Genomic DNA, 15,460 nt, shown 5'->3' on the forward strand with positions numbered 1-15,460 from the left:
GCAGTTCCACGACTGAACGGCGATTATATCTCTCTTGTGACCTGAACCAGAGTCCATATCCCGTCCCTCACACCCGACCGGATCCCATAAGCGATCAGGATTCGGTACCGGCAAGCGTCCAGCCGTTGACCAGAAGCGCGGAAATCCCGACAGCGAACGGGAGAACGGCAGTACCCCCGGCGAAGACAACATTGATCACCGCACCAGCGGCCGCACCGACGAGGGCGAGCACCATCCCCCACCGCCACCACCTGTAGGCCGACGACGCAGGCACGTCCGCCGGAAGGATGAAGGAGTCCACAACACTGACGCGTACATCGGCATGCTCGTTGAGAAGCATCCGTTTGGGCGGACGATGTCGCAGGCGACCGACGGGTACCAGGCGGATGCAGTCCGCCAACTCCACGACAACCCGCCTACCTGATGAGATGTCGCCGTGGACCAGCACATCCATCCGGTCGGGCACCGTATCCACGGCCGGGTGCCACATCACCCGCTGCCAGCGATCGGACCTGTGGGGGTTGTCGGCTCCGTCCGGAGCCGACAGCGCGATCCAGGTACTGATGCCCAGGAACGCCCACCCGCCGTTGGCTCTCTGCCCGGCCAGTACCGCGGCCGCCATCGGCTGGCCGGGCAGCCCCGCGGAACGCCGGAACAGCAGGCCCCGCAACATCCACCATCCAAGAATCATCATTGTCGCGGCGCCGACGAGCCAGATCGGTACGACCAGGTCCTCCTCGGCTGCGCTCTCCTGCGGATCGGCCGGGAAACCGGCCGGTGTCGGATCGGTCGGGTCGTAGCCGACGGCGAACACGCGTCCCCGCCTGTACCGGTCGGTGTTGTCGATCCTGAAGCGCTGCACGTGCTCCCCGCCGGCTTGGTCGATCCACCGGACCCGGATGTCACCGGTATCACCGATCCCGTCCTCGACGACCGTGCCGTCGACGACCGCGACGGCACGGTGCCGCGCCACCTGATAGTCGCGGACCTGCCAGCCGAAGTAGCCGGCGATGACCGCGAAGCCGGCGATCGCGGTCACGATGCCGAGGACGGCCACCTGCAGGACCGGGCGTTGCCGACTCATGCCGCGGCCCGGGGCGTGACAGCGCCGAGCAGCGCCCGCACGGCGGCCGGGTCACCGCTGTCGACCGCCTGCTCGATCAACTCGCGGACGTCGACGACCGCACCGTCCGGGTCGAGCAGCACAGTGGTCAGCCACCGGCTCGCCGACTCCCACCCCGCATCACGCAGAAGACCGCTGATCGTGTGAGCGAGACAACCGACCATGACGTCCCGAACGGCGGTGGCGCGCAGCGGCGGGGGCGCCGAACCGACACCAGGTTCGATCGCCCGGGCCAGCCGTGGCCAGCTGCCTTCCGCGAGAGCGTCGACCGCGGTGGCGACAGCGCTGGAGATCGAATCCTGCCCGGTCGCACGCATCAGCTCCGCGCCGGCATCCACGGCGATGTCGAAGCGTTCCGGGGAGGTGTCGAGCACGCGGGTGGGCCGTAGCCCCTCACTCCCGGCACCGACTCCCTCCGCACTGTCCGCGCCGTCCTCTTTATCGACTTTGAGATCTTCTCTTCCGGCGGGGAAAAGTTCCCGCAGGCACCACCGCTGCACATTGTCGGCCTGACGCAGCAGCACAGGCCGGCTGTCGTCCCGGCCGGCACTCACCCCCTCGGGTAACGCGGCACGGCGGACCGGCAGCGGTGGGTGGCTGGCGGCCGAGTAGGGGTCCACAGTTTCGTCGTCGGCCACCGCGGCAAGCGTTCGCCGCACGACGTGCGGGTCGTCCAACGCCGCGTCAAGAGCGTCGTAGAGATCCTCCGGATAACAACCGTCCTCAGCGAGCACGGAAACCCAGTCGTCCACGAAGTGCTCGAACGTCGTGGTGATAACGGGAACCTGCCGCAGTGCGCCGAGCACGGCGGCAGTGCCGACAACCTCCACGGACCGGGCGTCGGCGACGATCTCGGCACGCCAGAGGTATTCCTGGGTGGCGCGCAGCAGCCACCCGGAGACGGCTCTCGGCGCGCGGATCCGGTTGTCCAGGCTCGCTTCAACCATGCCGCGAGTGACGCCCAACATACGGTCACGCCGGGAGAGCAGATTCTGCTGGTAGGCGATCTCGTGCGCGACCACGGCGGTGAGCTGCACCGCGGTGAGCCGGCGCAGGAGCGGCCAGCCGAGCACGAGCGCGTACCCGCGCTGGTTGGAGACCTTCACCGGCACCAGGCCCACTTCCGGTACGGGGAGGACCCGGACGAGCAGAGGGGCATGGAAGTCAAGCTGCGCGGCCACACCGCGTACCAGCGCGGCGAGTTCGGGTTCCTCAGCCGGCCGCACCACCCGGCCGGGGGGCCGGTTACGGCGGGCAGCGGCGCCGAGCACGTTGAACACCGTCCCCGCGATCGGCATCACCAGAAGTTCTCGATTGGGGACATCTGGGACAAAGAGCACCACCCCGATGAGCACCATGCCGACGACGACGGCGACGGGATGAGCGACCACACCCATCGCGGCGATGAGCACCCAGCTCCATACAGCCGACAGCCGTGCCGTTGCCGTCGGGGCGGCCACTCCGCTTGGTTCCTCCCCCGCACCGCCTCGACGTCCGCCGGGACGGGTCCGTAAGCCCGCCATCCACTCCCCTGTCACCCTCAGAGAACCTGACGCAGTTACCAATAGGCGTCGTCCAGGTGTCGTCGGAGACCCCGATCCACGCCGGACTGTCCCCGCCGTCAGCGTAATGATTCGTCGAGGTGGTCGAGACTTGCGGTCACGAGCGGATGCGGCGCGCCGGGTCCAGGGCGTAGCTGCGGCTGGTCGATCCCTGGGTTTGGGAGACGACCATGTCGTTGACGTAGTAGCCCACGCTGGCCATCGCCCCACCTGCGACCGTCAGCCCGGTGGTGCGCCCGAACAGGTCGTCGGTGTAGCCGGCGCCGTTGGCCGGGCCTGTGGTGAGCGTCTCTCCGGGTGGGCGGGTCCTGCCCGTCACCCGAGGTCGACGGACTGGCCGGTCGCCGCCGAATTCGTGGCGGCCTCTCGTTCCCATTCGCAGGTGGAAGACGACCTGACAGATTGAGGACGCCCGGTCCTGGAGGCAGACTCGGTCTGGTAGCTGCCGGCGGGTGAGTCGCGGTCGTAGGTCGCTCGTGGTACCGGAGCACGGTGCTGCCGGCCGGGTCGGTCACCGAGACCCGGGCGGCGCACCACGTCAAGCGGGTTCTTCTGGGACGCCTGCCCGCTGGGGTTGGGGGTGATCTCGGCGTTGGAATGTTCTGGCGCAGCCCCGGCGGTACCGTGGCCGCGTGGCCTTGCCCTGCGCCGACTGGACCCGCCGCGACTGGGAGGCGCTCGCCGACCGGATGCTGCTCGCGGTGCGCCCGCACGCCACCCCCGACCACGCGCTGATCGACCTGCCCGGCCCGGAGAGCCACTCCGGCAGGTGGAGTGACAGGCTGGAGGGCTTCGCCCGCACCTTCCTGCTTGCTGCCTTCCGGCTCGCTCAGTCGGGCGAGCAGGACCCGCACAACTTCGCCGAGTGGTATGCGGCCGGGCTCGCCGCCGGTACCGACCCCGGCTCGCCACACCGATGGCCCACCTTCGCCGAGAAGAACCAGGCGAAAGTGGAGTGTGCCTCGATCGCCCTGGCACTGCACGAGACCCGGCCGTGGATCTGGGACCGGCTCGACGACGCCACCCGCCAGCGCGTCGTCGACTGGATGGCACCCATCATCGGCGCGCCCGTCTGGGACAACAACTGGCGCTGGTTCCAGGCCGTAACCGAGGCGTTCTTACGCTCGGTGGGCGGGCCATGGGAACCCGCAGACATCGAGCTGACCGTGGCGCGCACGGAGGCCTGGTACGCCGGAGACGGCTGGTACTCCGACGGCGAGCTGCTCCCCGGCCAGTTGCGCAGCTTTGACTACTACTGCTGGTGGGCGATGCACTTCTATCCGCTGTGGTACTGCCGGATCTCCGGTACCGATGCGGACCCGGCGCTCGCCTCCCGGTACCGGCGGCGGCTTACCCGCTTCCTCCAGGACGCCCAGCACCTCGTCGGCGCCGACGGCGCGCCGCTGCTGCAGGGGCGCTCGCAGACCTACCGCTTCGCGATGCTCGCGCCGTTCTGGGCGGGGGCCATCTTCGACGCCACGCCGCTGCCGCCCGGGCGCACCCGGCGCCTGGCCGGCAAGGTGCTGTGTCACTTCGTCGATGCCGGCTGCCTCGACGAGTCCGGCTTGCTGCCGCTCGGCTGGCACCGCGCCTTCCCCTTGATGCGCGAGCCGTACTCGGGTCCCGGGTCGCCTTACTGGGCGAGCAAGGGCTTCGCCGGCCTGGTGCTACCGGCCGACGATCCGGTGTGGACGGACGCCGCGGAGCTGCTCCCGATCGAAGAGCACGACGTGGCGCTGGCTCTCCCCGCCCCTGGCTGGCTCGTCTCCGGTACCGCGGCGGACGGCATCGTGCGCATCGTGCAGCACGGTGGTGACCGCGCCCGGCCGGATCGCCCGAGCATCGACGACGCCGGGTACGCCCGGCACGGATACGCGACGCACGCGGCGCCCGACGTCGAACGTGCGGCGCCGGTGGACAACCACGTCGCGCTGCTCGCCCCGGATGGCCGCCCGTCGTTGCGCCGCCCCTGGCAGCGGCTGTACCTGGCCGGGCGGGTGGCGGTCTCCCGGCACCGCGCGCATTGGCTTGCCGGCGAGGAGCCGCAGCCGTACCTGTGGCCGGAGCAGGGCGAGTACCGGACCGGCCCCTGGCTCACCACCGCCTCCGTGCTACGCGGTGCGCACGAGGTGCGTCTCGCCGTGGTCGGTGCGCCGGAGCCCGGATGGCCGCTGCGCATCGGGGGCTGGGCGCTCGCCGCCGACCTGCCACCGCAGGTTGCCATGGCAGGCGCGACGTCGCGCGCCGAGCGCCCCGACGGCCTGTCCTCGACCGTGATCGGGTTGCGCGGGTTCACGGTCACCGGATGCCACCGCGCCGAGGGGCGCAACGCGCTCGGTCGACACAGCGTCACGCCGTGGGTCGCCACCGAGGGGCCGGCGCGGCCGGGCGAAGTGTACGCCGCGCTGGTCCTGCTACGCGGGGCTGGCGCACAGCAGGAGGACGTCCGGAGCGCGGACATGTGGAGCGCGGACGTCCGGATCGCGGTCGAGGCCACGCCGGGTGGCGCGACCGTGGTGTGGCCGGACGGTGAACGTGATGAAGTACCGTTGCCGATCATGCCATGACACGCCATGGCAGTGCCATGACACGCGGTGCCTCCCTGCGCTGGTACCAGGTGTGGAGCCCGGGGTGAGATACCCCGGGCCGCCGGCTTCGGTGCCGACTATCACGCGACCAGGCGCAGCGACCGGGGCTGGCCGACTTCCTGGCGGTTGCCCTGAGAGCGCGTCCACATCGCCTGGAAGACGGGCTGGCGGGTCAGCAGATCAATATGGGTGCCGGTGTCGACGACACGTCCGGAATCCATCAGTATCACCCGGTCGAACGACGGCAGGAGATGCAGCCGGTGGACGGCGGACACGATGCAGGCGTCGGTGAACTCGGCGAAGACGGCCTGGTAGAGATCGAGTTCCGTCGCGGGGTCCAGGCTGCTGGTGGGTTCGTCGAACAGGAGTATGGACCGGTCGCGCGCGGCAAGCAGGCCGCGGGCAAGAGCTATCCGCTGCCGCTGCCCACCGGACAGGTTCGCTCCCCGCTCGGCGAGCATGGTGTCCAGCCCGTCCGGGAGGTCGGCGAGCACTGCGTTGAGCTGGGCGACGTCGCACGCGCGCCGCACCACCTCCTCGGGCAACTCGACGCCCAGAGTCAGGTTGTACCGGACCGTCGCAGTGAATATCTCCGGCTCCTGCGGCACGAGCGTGGCAGCCCCGCGCAGGTCCGGCGTGACAAGGGGCACGCCGTCGACAAGGATGCGTCCGGTCTCGGCCGGATATATCCCGGCGAGTACCCGCAGCAGGGTGCTCTTGCCTGATCCGCTCGACCCGACCACCGCCACGCGTTCCCCTCGGCCCAACACGAGCGACGCATCGCGCACCCCGCCGCTTTCGCCGGAGCCGCGGCCTCCGCCGGAATAGTTGAAGGTCAACTCATGGACCTCGACGTCGCGCCACCCTCGCGACAACCGGTGCTCAATCCGGTGCTCTTGGGCGGTCTGCCGGATCGGGTCGGCGTTCGCATGGTCGGCGCTGAACGTCTGGAGCTGCTGCCAGTAGACGACGGTGATGGACACGGACAAGGTGATCTCGCGGGCGTACTGGCTCACGAGGACGAGCGTGCCCACCGCGACCTGCCCGGTGGTGAGCCACCGCGACAAAACCGCGGTCGCGACGAGGAGGCACCACATCATCTCGTTGAACGCGTCCACCGTCGTCCATCTGCGCCGCTGCAGCCGAAACACCCCGCGGCTCGCCAGGACCACTTCGGCGAGACGCTCACGCAACATCGTGCGGCTGTTTTCCGCCAGCCCAAGTGCGACCACCGTCGCAGCATTTCCGGTGTGATCGGAGAGTTCCGCGGAAAGTCGAGCCTCTGCCTCGTTCTGGGCCAATATCTCAGTCACGAGTGACCGGTCCATGCGGATCAGGAGGATGAAGATACCCACATAGCCGACCAGTGCGATCAACCCGGTCAGCGGATCGAAGAACAGCAGCGTGCCGATCGAGCCAACGACGGTCGCGACTATCTGGATATAGAATGTCTGATTCTGGGCGAACTCGAACAAGGCTTCCGACGAACTACGGACCCGGTGGGCGAGCTCACCCGAGTGGTGCTGGGCGTGCCAACCCAGCGGCAGCTTGATCAGATGTCCGTAGAGCGCATCGGTGAACAGCCGGCGCACTTCGAGGGCCAGGTACCGTTCCGCGGTGCGGGCCGGGGCGTATAAGCAAAGATACACGACCATCGTCCCGGCTACCGCGGCGATGGACCACATCATCGGGCCGATCGATCGGCCCGATGACTCCTGCAGCCTGTTGAGGCCGAGCGCGAACAGCAGCGGTCCAGCCAACTTGATAAGCCGCGATGCGATCAGCGCCAGCAGGATGAGCACGAGCCGCACCCTGCGTCCCCGAGCGCTCGTCCACAGGTCACGGTAGAGCTGGCCGATGCCGCGGATCGAGGTCCACGCCCGATCCCGGCGGGTGGTGAGCTGCGGCTGCGCGGGATCCGGCTGCGCGCGATGCGACCGGGCGGCGTGCCGCGATCGGCGATGCGATCCGGCGGCGTGCGGCTGGCGAGGCACCACCTGCGTGCCGTCAGCTATCAATTCTAGCATTAGATTCTCCCTGCAATGGAGGTTCGGCGAGACCACGGTCCGCAGTTCATGGAATGACCTGTTCGGCGAGTCGGTGCGCACCTTCTCATCGGCGACCGTGCAGCCAGCAGAGACCAGGCTCAGGTAGACCCGCTTGACTGGACGGCTGGTGTGGTCCCCATGGAGATGAAGAGGGCAGGCAGGCTGCGATCTGGCGCTTTCCCACAGATGTGCTGCCTTTCTCTCGGAGCCGCCCCGGGCGACTCCGGGGCGGTGCGCGGAACAGGGAATAGACGGCGTCGCCTCCGCACGGATGCCCGCGATTGTGTAGTCCCACAAGCAACGTACTCGGGTAAAACAAACCCAAACAGAATTAGCTTGTAATGTCATCGGCACTGCCCCACCGCGCCGCCTGGTATAGGGAGCAGGGCGGACGGCATCCTGGTACTGCCAGTACGCCATCCGCGATGGGTCCTTCGAGCCGGGCGCATGCGGCCCGGGACGTTAGGGCCGGCTCCGCAACCTGAGTTGATCACCACCGATGCTGCGTCAACGGGGCGCGTCCGGGGCGTGTCTGAGCTGTCCGCGGCGTGACGGCGGTCACGCGGACACTTGTGTCAGCGCAGGAGTTCAGCGGCCGTTCACGGGTGACCGGACTCTGGAGAGGCGAGTTACCTCGGTTCGCAGGGCAGCGACATCGGCGGGGCGGCTGGAGCCAAGTACCAGTCGCCGGATCGCACCGGCAAGCTCGTCGGCGCCTGTGGCCCCGGTGAGGTATCGGCGGTAAACCTGCAGTGCATGCGTATAGAGTCGCTCGAGCCGCCCCTGGGCGACCGCGCGTTGCCGGCTTCCAAACCCAGTGTCCGGCGACGTGGTCAGCGACCCCGGGCGAACTCTTGCGTAGTACAGCGGAGTGTCCACAGCAACGACCCGGTCGACCATTTCGAGTAGGTTCATCAGGAGGGTGTCGTAACCAATCCGGAATCCCGGGTGGAACCCGCCGACACGGCGGAGTGCGTCCACCCTGAACAGACCCTGATGATTAACCCGGTGTTCCATCCGCTCGGCGAGAGGAGTACCTAACAGCGGCCATTGCTGGATCTCCTGCGACGCACCGGCGCCTTCCACCCGCCTGGCCGAGACGGCCGCACCGGCGTGCTGGCGGCGAAGCTCCAGTAACAGGGTCTCCACCCGTTTCGGATCGCTCCAGTCGTCAGAGTCCTGAACCAAGAAGTACGGGCTGGTGGTCCACTCGAGGACGACAGCATCGGCAAAGTAGCGCCCATGGTTGGCGGAGAGGTCGAACCGGACCAGTCGGGGGTCGTCTAGGTGCGCCAGCAGCGGCCATGGCGGATCCGGGTCACCGTCATTGACGACCACGACCGTGAGGTTGCGGTAGGTCTGCCCCAGCAGACTCTCGACCGCCTGGGCGATATAGGGACCCGAGCGATGGCACGGAATGCTTATCGTGACGTCGGCAGCTGGCACAGCGGCGGTCTGCATGCCGGGTCACGCCACCGGCCTGAGGCGTGCCTGACGGGACGAGAGCATCAGAAGCGCGCCTCCTTCTCCAAGCACCGGGCCGGGTCGTACCGCTGGCCAGTCCCGTGCACTCCCATCACCATTTGCGTCCTTTGCTGCAATCGACCAGACAGGCACGTCTGAGCCCTCTCATAGCAGGATCACGCCCCGGGCGGGCGCTGCGTGCCCCAGCGCCGACGAGGGCCGGCTCAACGCCGTCCGCTAGTCACCGGGAATCGGTTGACGACACGCTCAAGGGGCCAATCCAACCTCGAACAACACTGTGCACGGAGCTTCGGAGGCGTATTCGTCCGGGTCACCTGGCGGATCCTTGCCCTGGCTGCAGCGACCCGGCCCGACCGCAAGACCGGGCAGCTCGTCAGCGAACCTGATCGCCTGCAACCACTGATCAAGACAAACATTCAGAATCACTGACGTAGATTAACATTCTCTGCCGACATCCGCCGGCCCTGACGGCGCTCATGTGAATCTCCCCAGACCTGCTCGCCGAAGGAGGAACAGCGTGCCCGGCTGGACCGGGCCCGGGAGATCGGGCTGTTCCATTACATGCTGATCAGGGAGGCGGCGGGCCCGGGGCTGTCGTCGCGGGAACGGCGCTGGCCGAGCGCACACACGTCGACCCGTTCGGGCTGCCGGTGCGGGTAACCCGCTGGACGTTGGACATCCCACGCGGAGAAGGCCGCCGCTTGACACCTCGGCGAATCGATCACCGACGCCGCCGTCCGCGAAACCAAAGAAGAGACCGGGATCGACATCGAGGTCACCGGCCGTTTCCGTTGTGGCGGGTGGACGGGCGGCGTCACGGCGTAATTCCCGGATGCGGTCGGCCAGCTCGCGTGCTGTTCCGCCGTCGCCCATCGCCGCTCTCCGGCATGTATGGCGGGGGTAACAACCGCCGGTTACCCGTAACCGGCTACCGACGTAGCGGCCTGTTACGGCCTGCTGTCATCCCACCCGTACGTTGTGTCGTCCTCGTGTCGACACGATAACCGACCGGCCACGCAGGCAGAACACGAACGGCGGATGTCGTGGTACCGCCGGAACCGAAGACGTACACCCGCCACTTGATCGTCACGCCTCAACAGTGTGGACAACGGACGCGTGCTGTTGGGATTTTCCCAACAGCACAGGTATCATGCTCCCATGCAGAGCATCGGCGACCGGGTGCTGGAGCACATCGCGCGGGCCTGTCCCACCATCCGACATCGGGACATCGCAGAAAACATCGGGATGACTCCCGATGCGTTCTCGCGTGCCCTGAACAGCAAGCGTGCCTTCTCCTCGATCGAGTTGGCGCGCCTGGCCGACCTGCTGAATGCGGACATTCATTGGCTTATCACCGGAAAACCTGACCCACATCGGCTCGTCGTCGCCGCGCGTCACAGGTTCGACCACGCGACGGGCCATCGGGACATACCCGGACGCGATGCCGACGAGCAGGTGCTGCGCGACATCGCCCTCGCGTACCGGCAGACCTACCCCGAGCCGCAGCAGGCACCGACCCTTCCGCAGAGCCCCGATGACGTCAGATCGACGCTGGGTGAGAATTTCGTGCGGCCCTTCGCAGAACAGTTGGAGAACCGGCTCCGCGTCGATGTCGTGCGGGTCGCCGACCTGTCCACTGCGTACTCGTTCACCACAGGTGGGCACCGCGTGATCGCGCTCCCGGCGACCGGGAACTGGTTCCGGGAAAACTGGTCGATGGCGCACGAGCTGGGCCACCTCGTCGGGGGCCACCACGACCAGGAGCTCTCCGACGCAGAGCGGGACAGGCACGAAGCGGCGGCGAACGCGTTCGCCGCAGACCTCCTACTCCCCCGCGAGTCGCTCGCCGCGATCGACTGGGAGCACCTGGACGCCGTCGGGCTGGCTGGCCTCGTGTGGCAGTGGGGAGTGTCCACCGACGCCCTCGCCCGCCGCCTGAACGCTCTGAACGGCCACCTGCCCACAGTCGTGCGGACATGGGCCGGACAGACGACCCAGCGACTGTTGCGCCATTACTGGGCGTCCGACTCGGGCGAGGACGAGATCACCCTACGCATGGACGCGGCCGCCCAGCGTCGGTTCCCCCTCTCCCTCCAGGAGGCACACCTCACAGGGATCGCATCCGGGGCTCTCGGCAAGGGAACGCTCGCCTGGATGCTCGGCATCGATCCCGATGCACTGGAAGTCGACATCCCCACAGTGCCCGACGTGGACGTCGATGATCTCGCTATGGCGCTTGGTCTCTGAACCGTGGCCGTGCTCCTGTTCCCGGACAACACTGTCCTGATCAACTTCGCGATCATCAACCGTATGGATCTGCTGGAGCGGTTGGCGGACGGCTCGCCGCCCAGAACGGCATCCGGGTCGTCAGGACCTGGCACCTGCTGAGGGTCGCGACAAAGCAGGAATGGGTCGATGCCGACGCCCTGTGGGGCTACGTCCAGACCCTCCGCACCCAACGGAGAGGCAGCCCCGCCAACGTCACCGACAGGTCTTCATTCGACAAGTGGCTGGCATCCTGACGTCAACCGCACTGCCGGGATGCTGGGTGGTGCGGGGTGTTTCCAGGTGCCCCGATTCCGCCGCCCGCCGATACGACCGCTCCCGGCGCAATCTTGATCGGCATGCCGCTTACGCACTCCCGAGCCCGGCCTTGGCTTCATAGCCGTTGACCGTCACCCGACCGTCGCGATCCGTACCCGTACTGATGCCGCCAACCCGGGCACTGGCCGTGACCGTGGTCAGCGCGGTCACCGTCGGATCCGTGTCCGCCGTCGGGGTGAGCGCCTGCGCCCGGTTCCCCGCACCCAACGTACGGATCACGTTGCCCTTGGCGTCATGCTCGGTCGTGGCAACCTGCCAGGCCCCCGCCCCATAGCTGGCGGCGTTGACCTGCCGGCCGTCACTCAGGAAGATTTTCCATCACCAAGATATACGGTCCGCAGTTCCTCCAGGTCTGCCACCACATTGTCAACGTGACTTCTTCTGTTTTGCATCCGGGCAAGATTAGCTCGATTGACAGCGAGACACGAGACTTCCGAACCATTATTTAATTCAACAACAACTCGCATTTCGGCCTGAAACCCCTGGCGGACATCAGCCGCCTGTGCGTGCCTCCCACGCCTCTCGGCTGATCGAGTACACGTTGTTGTCCTTCCACGGGCCGATGGCCGACGCCTCACCCTGAAACGTCATGCCGAGCGTGCGGGCGATCCCGTTCATCCCTGCGTTGCCCCGGTTGGTGAATGTGACGATCTCGTCCAGGTTGAGAGCGGCGAACCCCCAGGTCACCGCGGCATCGCACGCTTCGGTGCCGAGTCCTTCCCGCCAGCGGTCCCGGCGAATCGACACCGCGACCTCGACACCGGGCCAGCCGGGGCCGTAGTAGAGCCCGGCGCGACCCAGGAACTCGCCGGTCGCTTTGTCCTCGACGGCCCACATCCCGTGCCCAAGCAACGCCCACATCCCGATCAGATGAGTGATCAGGCGTTCCGTGCCATCCCGGTCGAACGTGCCGTTGAGGTAACGCATGGTCTCGCCGTCAGCGTTCATCACCGCGTACGGGTCGATGTCGCCCGGCCGCCAACAGCGCAGGACCAACCGGTCTGTGACCACTGTGGGCACAATGATGACGGTCGGCTCACCAAGCAGCTGGCCGCTCATGTCGTCAGCGCCGGGCGGGGTGCGGCTGCCAGCCGCTCACGGAAGTCGGCCACCACGGGCAGGCTGCGATGGTCGGCCAGCATGCCCAGCATCTCCCCGGCCCGCTGGCTGACGGTATGGGTTGGATGGCCGTCCACGACGTCTAGGACCTTGACGCCGACCCGGGCGGCTTCCTCCGGTTCCGGCCGCTCCCGGTGGATCAGTGCGGTTGCGAGCGTCAGCAGGGCGTGTCCCCACTCCTCCCGGTTCGCTCGTGGCCCGGCGGCTTCATGCGCTGCGACGGAGCGTCGGGCCCACGGTTCGGCTTCGATGCCTTCCCCGATTGACCCGAGCGTGCTTGCCGTGAACATGCCCGCCGCCGCCTCCCCGAGTGGGAGGTCTCCCGGTTGGGGCGGGTCGTCGGTCAAGCAGCGGTGCATCGAGGCCAGTTCGGCCCGTGCCGCCGGCGCATTGCCGAGACGACCATAGGCGCGGGCACGATAAGCCGCGTTCCGCGCTTGCAGGTACGGGGGATCCGGCGGGTACTCATCAAAGACGGCCACAGCAACGTCATACCGCCTGCGGTAGTAGGCGATCCCCGAATGCATCCCGGCGACCGATGCGAGCAACACCGCATCCTGGGTTTGCTCGGCGTACTGCCCGGCGAGCACGGCGAGATGCCGGGCGGTGGCGAAGTCACCGAGGTTGAACGCCAGCCGGGAGACGAGGTAGGACAGGCGTCCGGCGGCAGCGATCAGACGATGATGCACGGCCAGACTGGTACGGGCCATCAGAGCGCTGTCGACCTGGATCCAGCGCCGTTCGACCTGGTGGACGAGCATCGCATGCGGGGTGGTGGCGTAGACCGCGGCGAACCGTTCGATGTCATCCTCGATGGTGACGAGCGTCAACGGATCAGGGTCAGCTCGGGAGATGTCCCTGGACGTGTCCGCCGCGAGCGCGGCCACGGCCGCGAACGCACCCGCTCCCAACATCTGCCGCCGGTCCGTGGAGTCCGCATCCTCTCGCGGTTCCATGCCGAGCCGCGCCCGGTAGATCTGCGCGCGGAGCTCGACCAACTCTCCGCCGGCACCCACCGCGGTGTCGATGGCCCGGATGACCACGTCCGACGGCAAGAGCTGCCCACCTTCTGCCCGGCTGATGCCGGCACGGTCCAGGTTGGTGCGCCGGGCCAGTTCGGCGAGACTCCGGATATCCGCGGCGAGCCGTAATCCGCGGATACGGCCCGCGAGGTGCGCGACCGCGGCGTCATCGTCCACCTGTGTCCCCTCCTGCCCGGTGTGACGACACGTGCGTGAGGTGTGCGTGACGGGTGTGTCACGACACCCGCATGGGATCACAGCTAGTCGCCTGTCGCGCACCGTCGTGGAATGTGTTGTGTCGGCACGATAACCGGTCGGCCACGCAGGCAGAACACGAATGGGGGATGCCGTGATACCACCGTCGCCGAAGACCTACGTCCGCCGGCTGGTCGCGTCCGCCTGGATGGACGCCACCCCGCCGGGCGAATCCCAGACGGCCCGTGCCACCCCCTATGTGGTGGTGGCCCTGAACGCGGACGGCCAGCCGGACCGGGCATTACTGATCTTCCCCACCGTCGCTGACGCCGACGCACACGCCCGCCATCACCAGATCGGCGACTACCGGGTCGTACCGGCCTACTTCTCCCACGTGAACCCCCGCCGGGGGACCTGAGACCGGAGCTCCCCGGACAGCCCGTGTCGCCCCGTCCGGGGAGCTCCGTCACGAACGCGCGCAGGCCAGGCGTGCCCGCCCCATCCCTCGTCGGCAGGGGCGTGGAGTACTGGCCTGCGCGTGCAACAAACAAGCCAGCAGACGTCGTCCTTCTCCAACGGCGCCGGGGGCATGTGCGTCGAGGCCGGTGCCTTCAACGGCGGGGTTGTCGTCCGCGACTCCACCCACCCGACCGGACCCGTCCTGGCGTTCTCCCGCGCAGTGGGCCGCGTTCATCGACGGCGTCGAGAACGGCGAAATGCGCTTCTGACCCACGCCCCGAACGGCCACGGGCCCGGCTCTCTACGGGGAAGAGCCGGGCCGGTGGACATGACGATACCCCCGACCCGATCGTCTCGGGCGGGGGCATCGTCACTACATCAGGCCGGGCACTTACCGACGGACCGAGTAGACCGTAGCCGCGGCCCGATCCCACTCACACTCGAACCCCAACCGGTAATCGTCAGCAGCACCGAAGGCCAGAGCCTCCAAACAACCCGAGGCGGCTCATCCCTTCAGTAACCGGCCGAACAGTTACAAAATATCATGGCCCAAACGAAGCCTCATACCCTTCCAGCCACTCATTGTCGACAGAAAGGCCCGCCTTCTTCAAGTCCTCTACTGGAATCAACCAGCGATTGGGAAGGTTACGTCGCGGAATCCACGCGCCTGGTAGCTTGCCCGCTTGCAGAAGGTCGACAATAGTTTCGACCGGAACATGGCATGCCTCCGCGGCGAGTTCCATATCAAGATCCTCTATCATTGGCAACCCCAGGCGACTTAATTCCATCCAGTCGACACAACCTGACCATGTTGATTTGTTACCACCCAGATCTTCCGGCCCTTATATTTGGTGGTTCCCGGCTTATTACCAGGCATCCGCCGACCGGTACGAATAGCTTGTTCAATCATATCATCAGATATTGCTCGCCGCCCTTGTTGTATTTGTGCATGCCTCCGCTTCCCCGTGGAGCCCCCTCTATTGGCTCCTCTACCGGCGCCCGAGTGGTAAACGGCGTGGCCGGCTGTAGCTTCCGGCGCGACGGGTACGCTCAGCAGGCCGCCGACTACCGCTGCAACGCCGAAGCCCGTCCAGCTCCAGTTGCTGGTTCCCGCGTTCTCCGCCGCGTAGGCTGCGGCGCCGGCCGCTATACCCACCGCGACGCCGCACACGACCGACACCCCGCATGCGACGGCACCGATCACACCGGCCGCGATAACTGTAAACGTGAGCACCGACCGCCAGTGGAAGCCCCA

The 15,460-nt window shown here is 67.4% G+C and carries 13 protein-coding genes and 1 pseudogene; 5 read left to right on the forward strand and 9 right to left on the reverse strand.

The window, feature by feature from the left end; all coding sequences use genetic code 11:
- Positions 1 to 94: 94 nt before the first annotated feature.
- The 3 genes from U9978_RS13760 to U9978_RS13770 form a co-directional block, all read right to left on the reverse strand.
- Positions 95 to 1,084 carry a hypothetical protein gene (locus U9978_RS13760; RefSeq protein ID WP_322761505.1) on the reverse strand — a complete coding sequence of 330 codons (990 nt, stop codon included), beginning with the start codon at positions 1,082 to 1,084 and terminating at the stop codon, positions 95 to 97.
- Complete coding sequence (locus U9978_RS13765; protein ID WP_322761506.1) at positions 1,081 to 2,661, reverse strand: hypothetical protein; 1,581 nt, start codon at positions 2,659 to 2,661, stop codon at positions 1,081 to 1,083. The genes U9978_RS13760 and U9978_RS13765 overlap by 4 nt, the downstream gene beginning before the upstream one ends.
- A gap of 121 nt (positions 2,662 to 2,782) precedes the next feature.
- Positions 2,783 to 3,004, reverse strand: a complete 222-nt coding sequence (locus U9978_RS13770) for a hypothetical protein (RefSeq protein WP_322761507.1) — start codon at positions 3,002 to 3,004, stop codon at positions 2,783 to 2,785.
- A 313-nt stretch (positions 3,005 to 3,317) separates the two neighbouring features.
- On the opposite strand from U9978_RS13770, the gene U9978_RS13775 reads away from it, so the two are divergent.
- Positions 3,318 to 5,252, forward strand: coding sequence for a DUF2264 domain-containing protein (locus U9978_RS13775; RefSeq protein ID WP_322761508.1), 1,935 nt, complete (start codon positions 3,318 to 3,320; stop codon positions 5,250 to 5,252).
- 101 nt (positions 5,253 to 5,353) lie between these two features.
- On the opposite strand, the gene U9978_RS13780 is transcribed toward U9978_RS13775, so the two are convergent.
- On the reverse strand, positions 5,354 to 7,300 hold the full coding sequence (locus U9978_RS13780) for an ABC transporter ATP-binding protein (protein WP_322761509.1): 1,947 nt from the start codon (positions 7,298 to 7,300) through the stop codon (positions 5,354 to 5,356).
- A gap of 609 nt (positions 7,301 to 7,909) precedes the next feature.
- A complete protein-coding gene (locus U9978_RS13785; protein WP_322761510.1) occupies positions 7,910 to 8,782 on the reverse strand; it encodes a glycosyltransferase family A protein in 873 nt (290 codons plus the stop codon).
- A 732-nt stretch (positions 8,783 to 9,514) separates the two neighbouring features.
- On the opposite strand from U9978_RS13785, the pseudogene U9978_RS24070 reads away from it, so the two are divergent.
- Together U9978_RS24070 and U9978_RS13795 are read left to right on the forward strand one after the other, a co-directional pair.
- A pseudogene (locus tag U9978_RS24070) lies at positions 9,515 to 9,589 on the forward strand (NUDIX domain-containing protein); the annotation flags it as partial.
- A gap of 375 nt (positions 9,590 to 9,964) precedes the next feature.
- Positions 9,965 to 11,053, forward strand: a complete 1,089-nt coding sequence (locus U9978_RS13795; RefSeq protein WP_322761511.1) for an XRE family transcriptional regulator — start codon at positions 9,965 to 9,967, stop codon at positions 11,051 to 11,053.
- 384 nt (positions 11,054 to 11,437) lie between these two features.
- Here U9978_RS13795 and U9978_RS13800 read toward each other — a convergent pair whose 3' ends face one another.
- The 3 genes from U9978_RS13800 to U9978_RS13810 all read right to left on the reverse strand — a co-directional run bounded on the left by U9978_RS13800 (position 11,438) and on the right by U9978_RS13810 (position 13,728).
- Positions 11,438 to 11,617: a hypothetical protein gene (locus U9978_RS13800; protein WP_322761512.1), complete on the reverse strand. Its 180-nt coding sequence runs from the start codon at positions 11,615 to 11,617 to the stop codon at positions 11,438 to 11,440.
- A gap of 285 nt (positions 11,618 to 11,902) precedes the next feature.
- Positions 11,903 to 12,469, reverse strand: coding sequence for a GNAT family protein (locus U9978_RS13805; RefSeq protein WP_322761513.1), 567 nt, complete (start codon positions 12,467 to 12,469; stop codon positions 11,903 to 11,905).
- Positions 12,466 to 13,728, reverse strand: a complete 1,263-nt coding sequence (locus tag U9978_RS13810) for a helix-turn-helix transcriptional regulator (protein WP_322761514.1) — start codon at positions 13,726 to 13,728, stop codon at positions 12,466 to 12,468. Before U9978_RS13810 ends, U9978_RS13805 begins: the two co-directional genes overlap by 4 nt.
- A gap of 160 nt (positions 13,729 to 13,888) precedes the next feature.
- Between U9978_RS13810 and U9978_RS13815 the strand changes: the two genes are divergently transcribed.
- Complete coding sequence (locus tag U9978_RS13815; RefSeq protein ID WP_322761515.1) at positions 13,889 to 14,164, forward strand: hypothetical protein; 276 nt, start codon at positions 13,889 to 13,891, stop codon at positions 14,162 to 14,164.
- Positions 14,165 to 14,335: 171 nt separating this feature from the next.
- Positions 14,336 to 14,725 carry a DUF397 domain-containing protein gene (locus tag U9978_RS13820; RefSeq protein WP_322761522.1) on the forward strand — a complete coding sequence of 130 codons (390 nt, stop codon included), beginning with the start codon at positions 14,336 to 14,338 and terminating at the stop codon, positions 14,723 to 14,725.
- A 22-nt stretch (positions 14,726 to 14,747) separates the two neighbouring features.
- Here the strand turns inward: U9978_RS13820 and U9978_RS13825 are convergent, their stop codons facing one another.
- Complete coding sequence (locus U9978_RS13825; RefSeq protein WP_322761516.1) at positions 14,748 to 14,993, reverse strand: hypothetical protein; 246 nt, start codon at positions 14,991 to 14,993, stop codon at positions 14,748 to 14,750.
- Positions 14,994 to 15,460: the final 467 nt, after the last annotated feature.

Origin of the sequence: Protofrankia sp. Cr2 (genome assembly GCF_963555885.1) — a bacterium.
Classification (GTDB): Bacteria; Actinomycetota; Actinomycetes; order Frankiales; family Frankiaceae; genus Protofrankia.

What these genes read in the sequence shown, in the direction of transcription:
- U9978_RS13820 (WP_322761522.1), top strand. Translation starts at nt 14,336, where the DNA reads ATGTGCGTCGAGGCCGGTGCCTTCAACGGCGGGGTTGTCGTCCGCGAC.
- U9978_RS13760 (WP_322761505.1), bottom strand. Translation starts at nt 1,084, where the DNA reads ATGAGTCGGCAACGCCCGGTCCTGCAGGTGGCCGTCCTCGGCATCGTG.
- U9978_RS13780 (WP_322761509.1), bottom strand. Translation starts at nt 7,300, where the DNA reads ATGCTAGAATTGATAGCTGACGGCACGCAGGTGGTGCCTCGCCAGCCG.
- U9978_RS13795 (WP_322761511.1), top strand. Translation starts at nt 9,965, where the DNA reads ATGCAGAGCATCGGCGACCGGGTGCTGGAGCACATCGCGCGGGCCTGT.
- U9978_RS13785 (WP_322761510.1), bottom strand. Translation starts at nt 8,782, where the DNA reads ATGCAGACCGCCGCTGTGCCAGCTGCCGACGTCACGATAAGCATTCCG.
- U9978_RS13815 (WP_322761515.1), top strand. Translation starts at nt 13,889, where the DNA reads ATGGGGGATGCCGTGATACCACCGTCGCCGAAGACCTACGTCCGCCGG.
- U9978_RS13825 (WP_322761516.1), bottom strand. Translation starts at nt 14,993, where the DNA reads ATGGAATTAAGTCGCCTGGGGTTGCCAATGATAGAGGATCTTGATATG.
- U9978_RS13805 (WP_322761513.1), bottom strand. Translation starts at nt 12,469, where the DNA reads ATGAGCGGCCAGCTGCTTGGTGAGCCGACCGTCATCATTGTGCCCACA.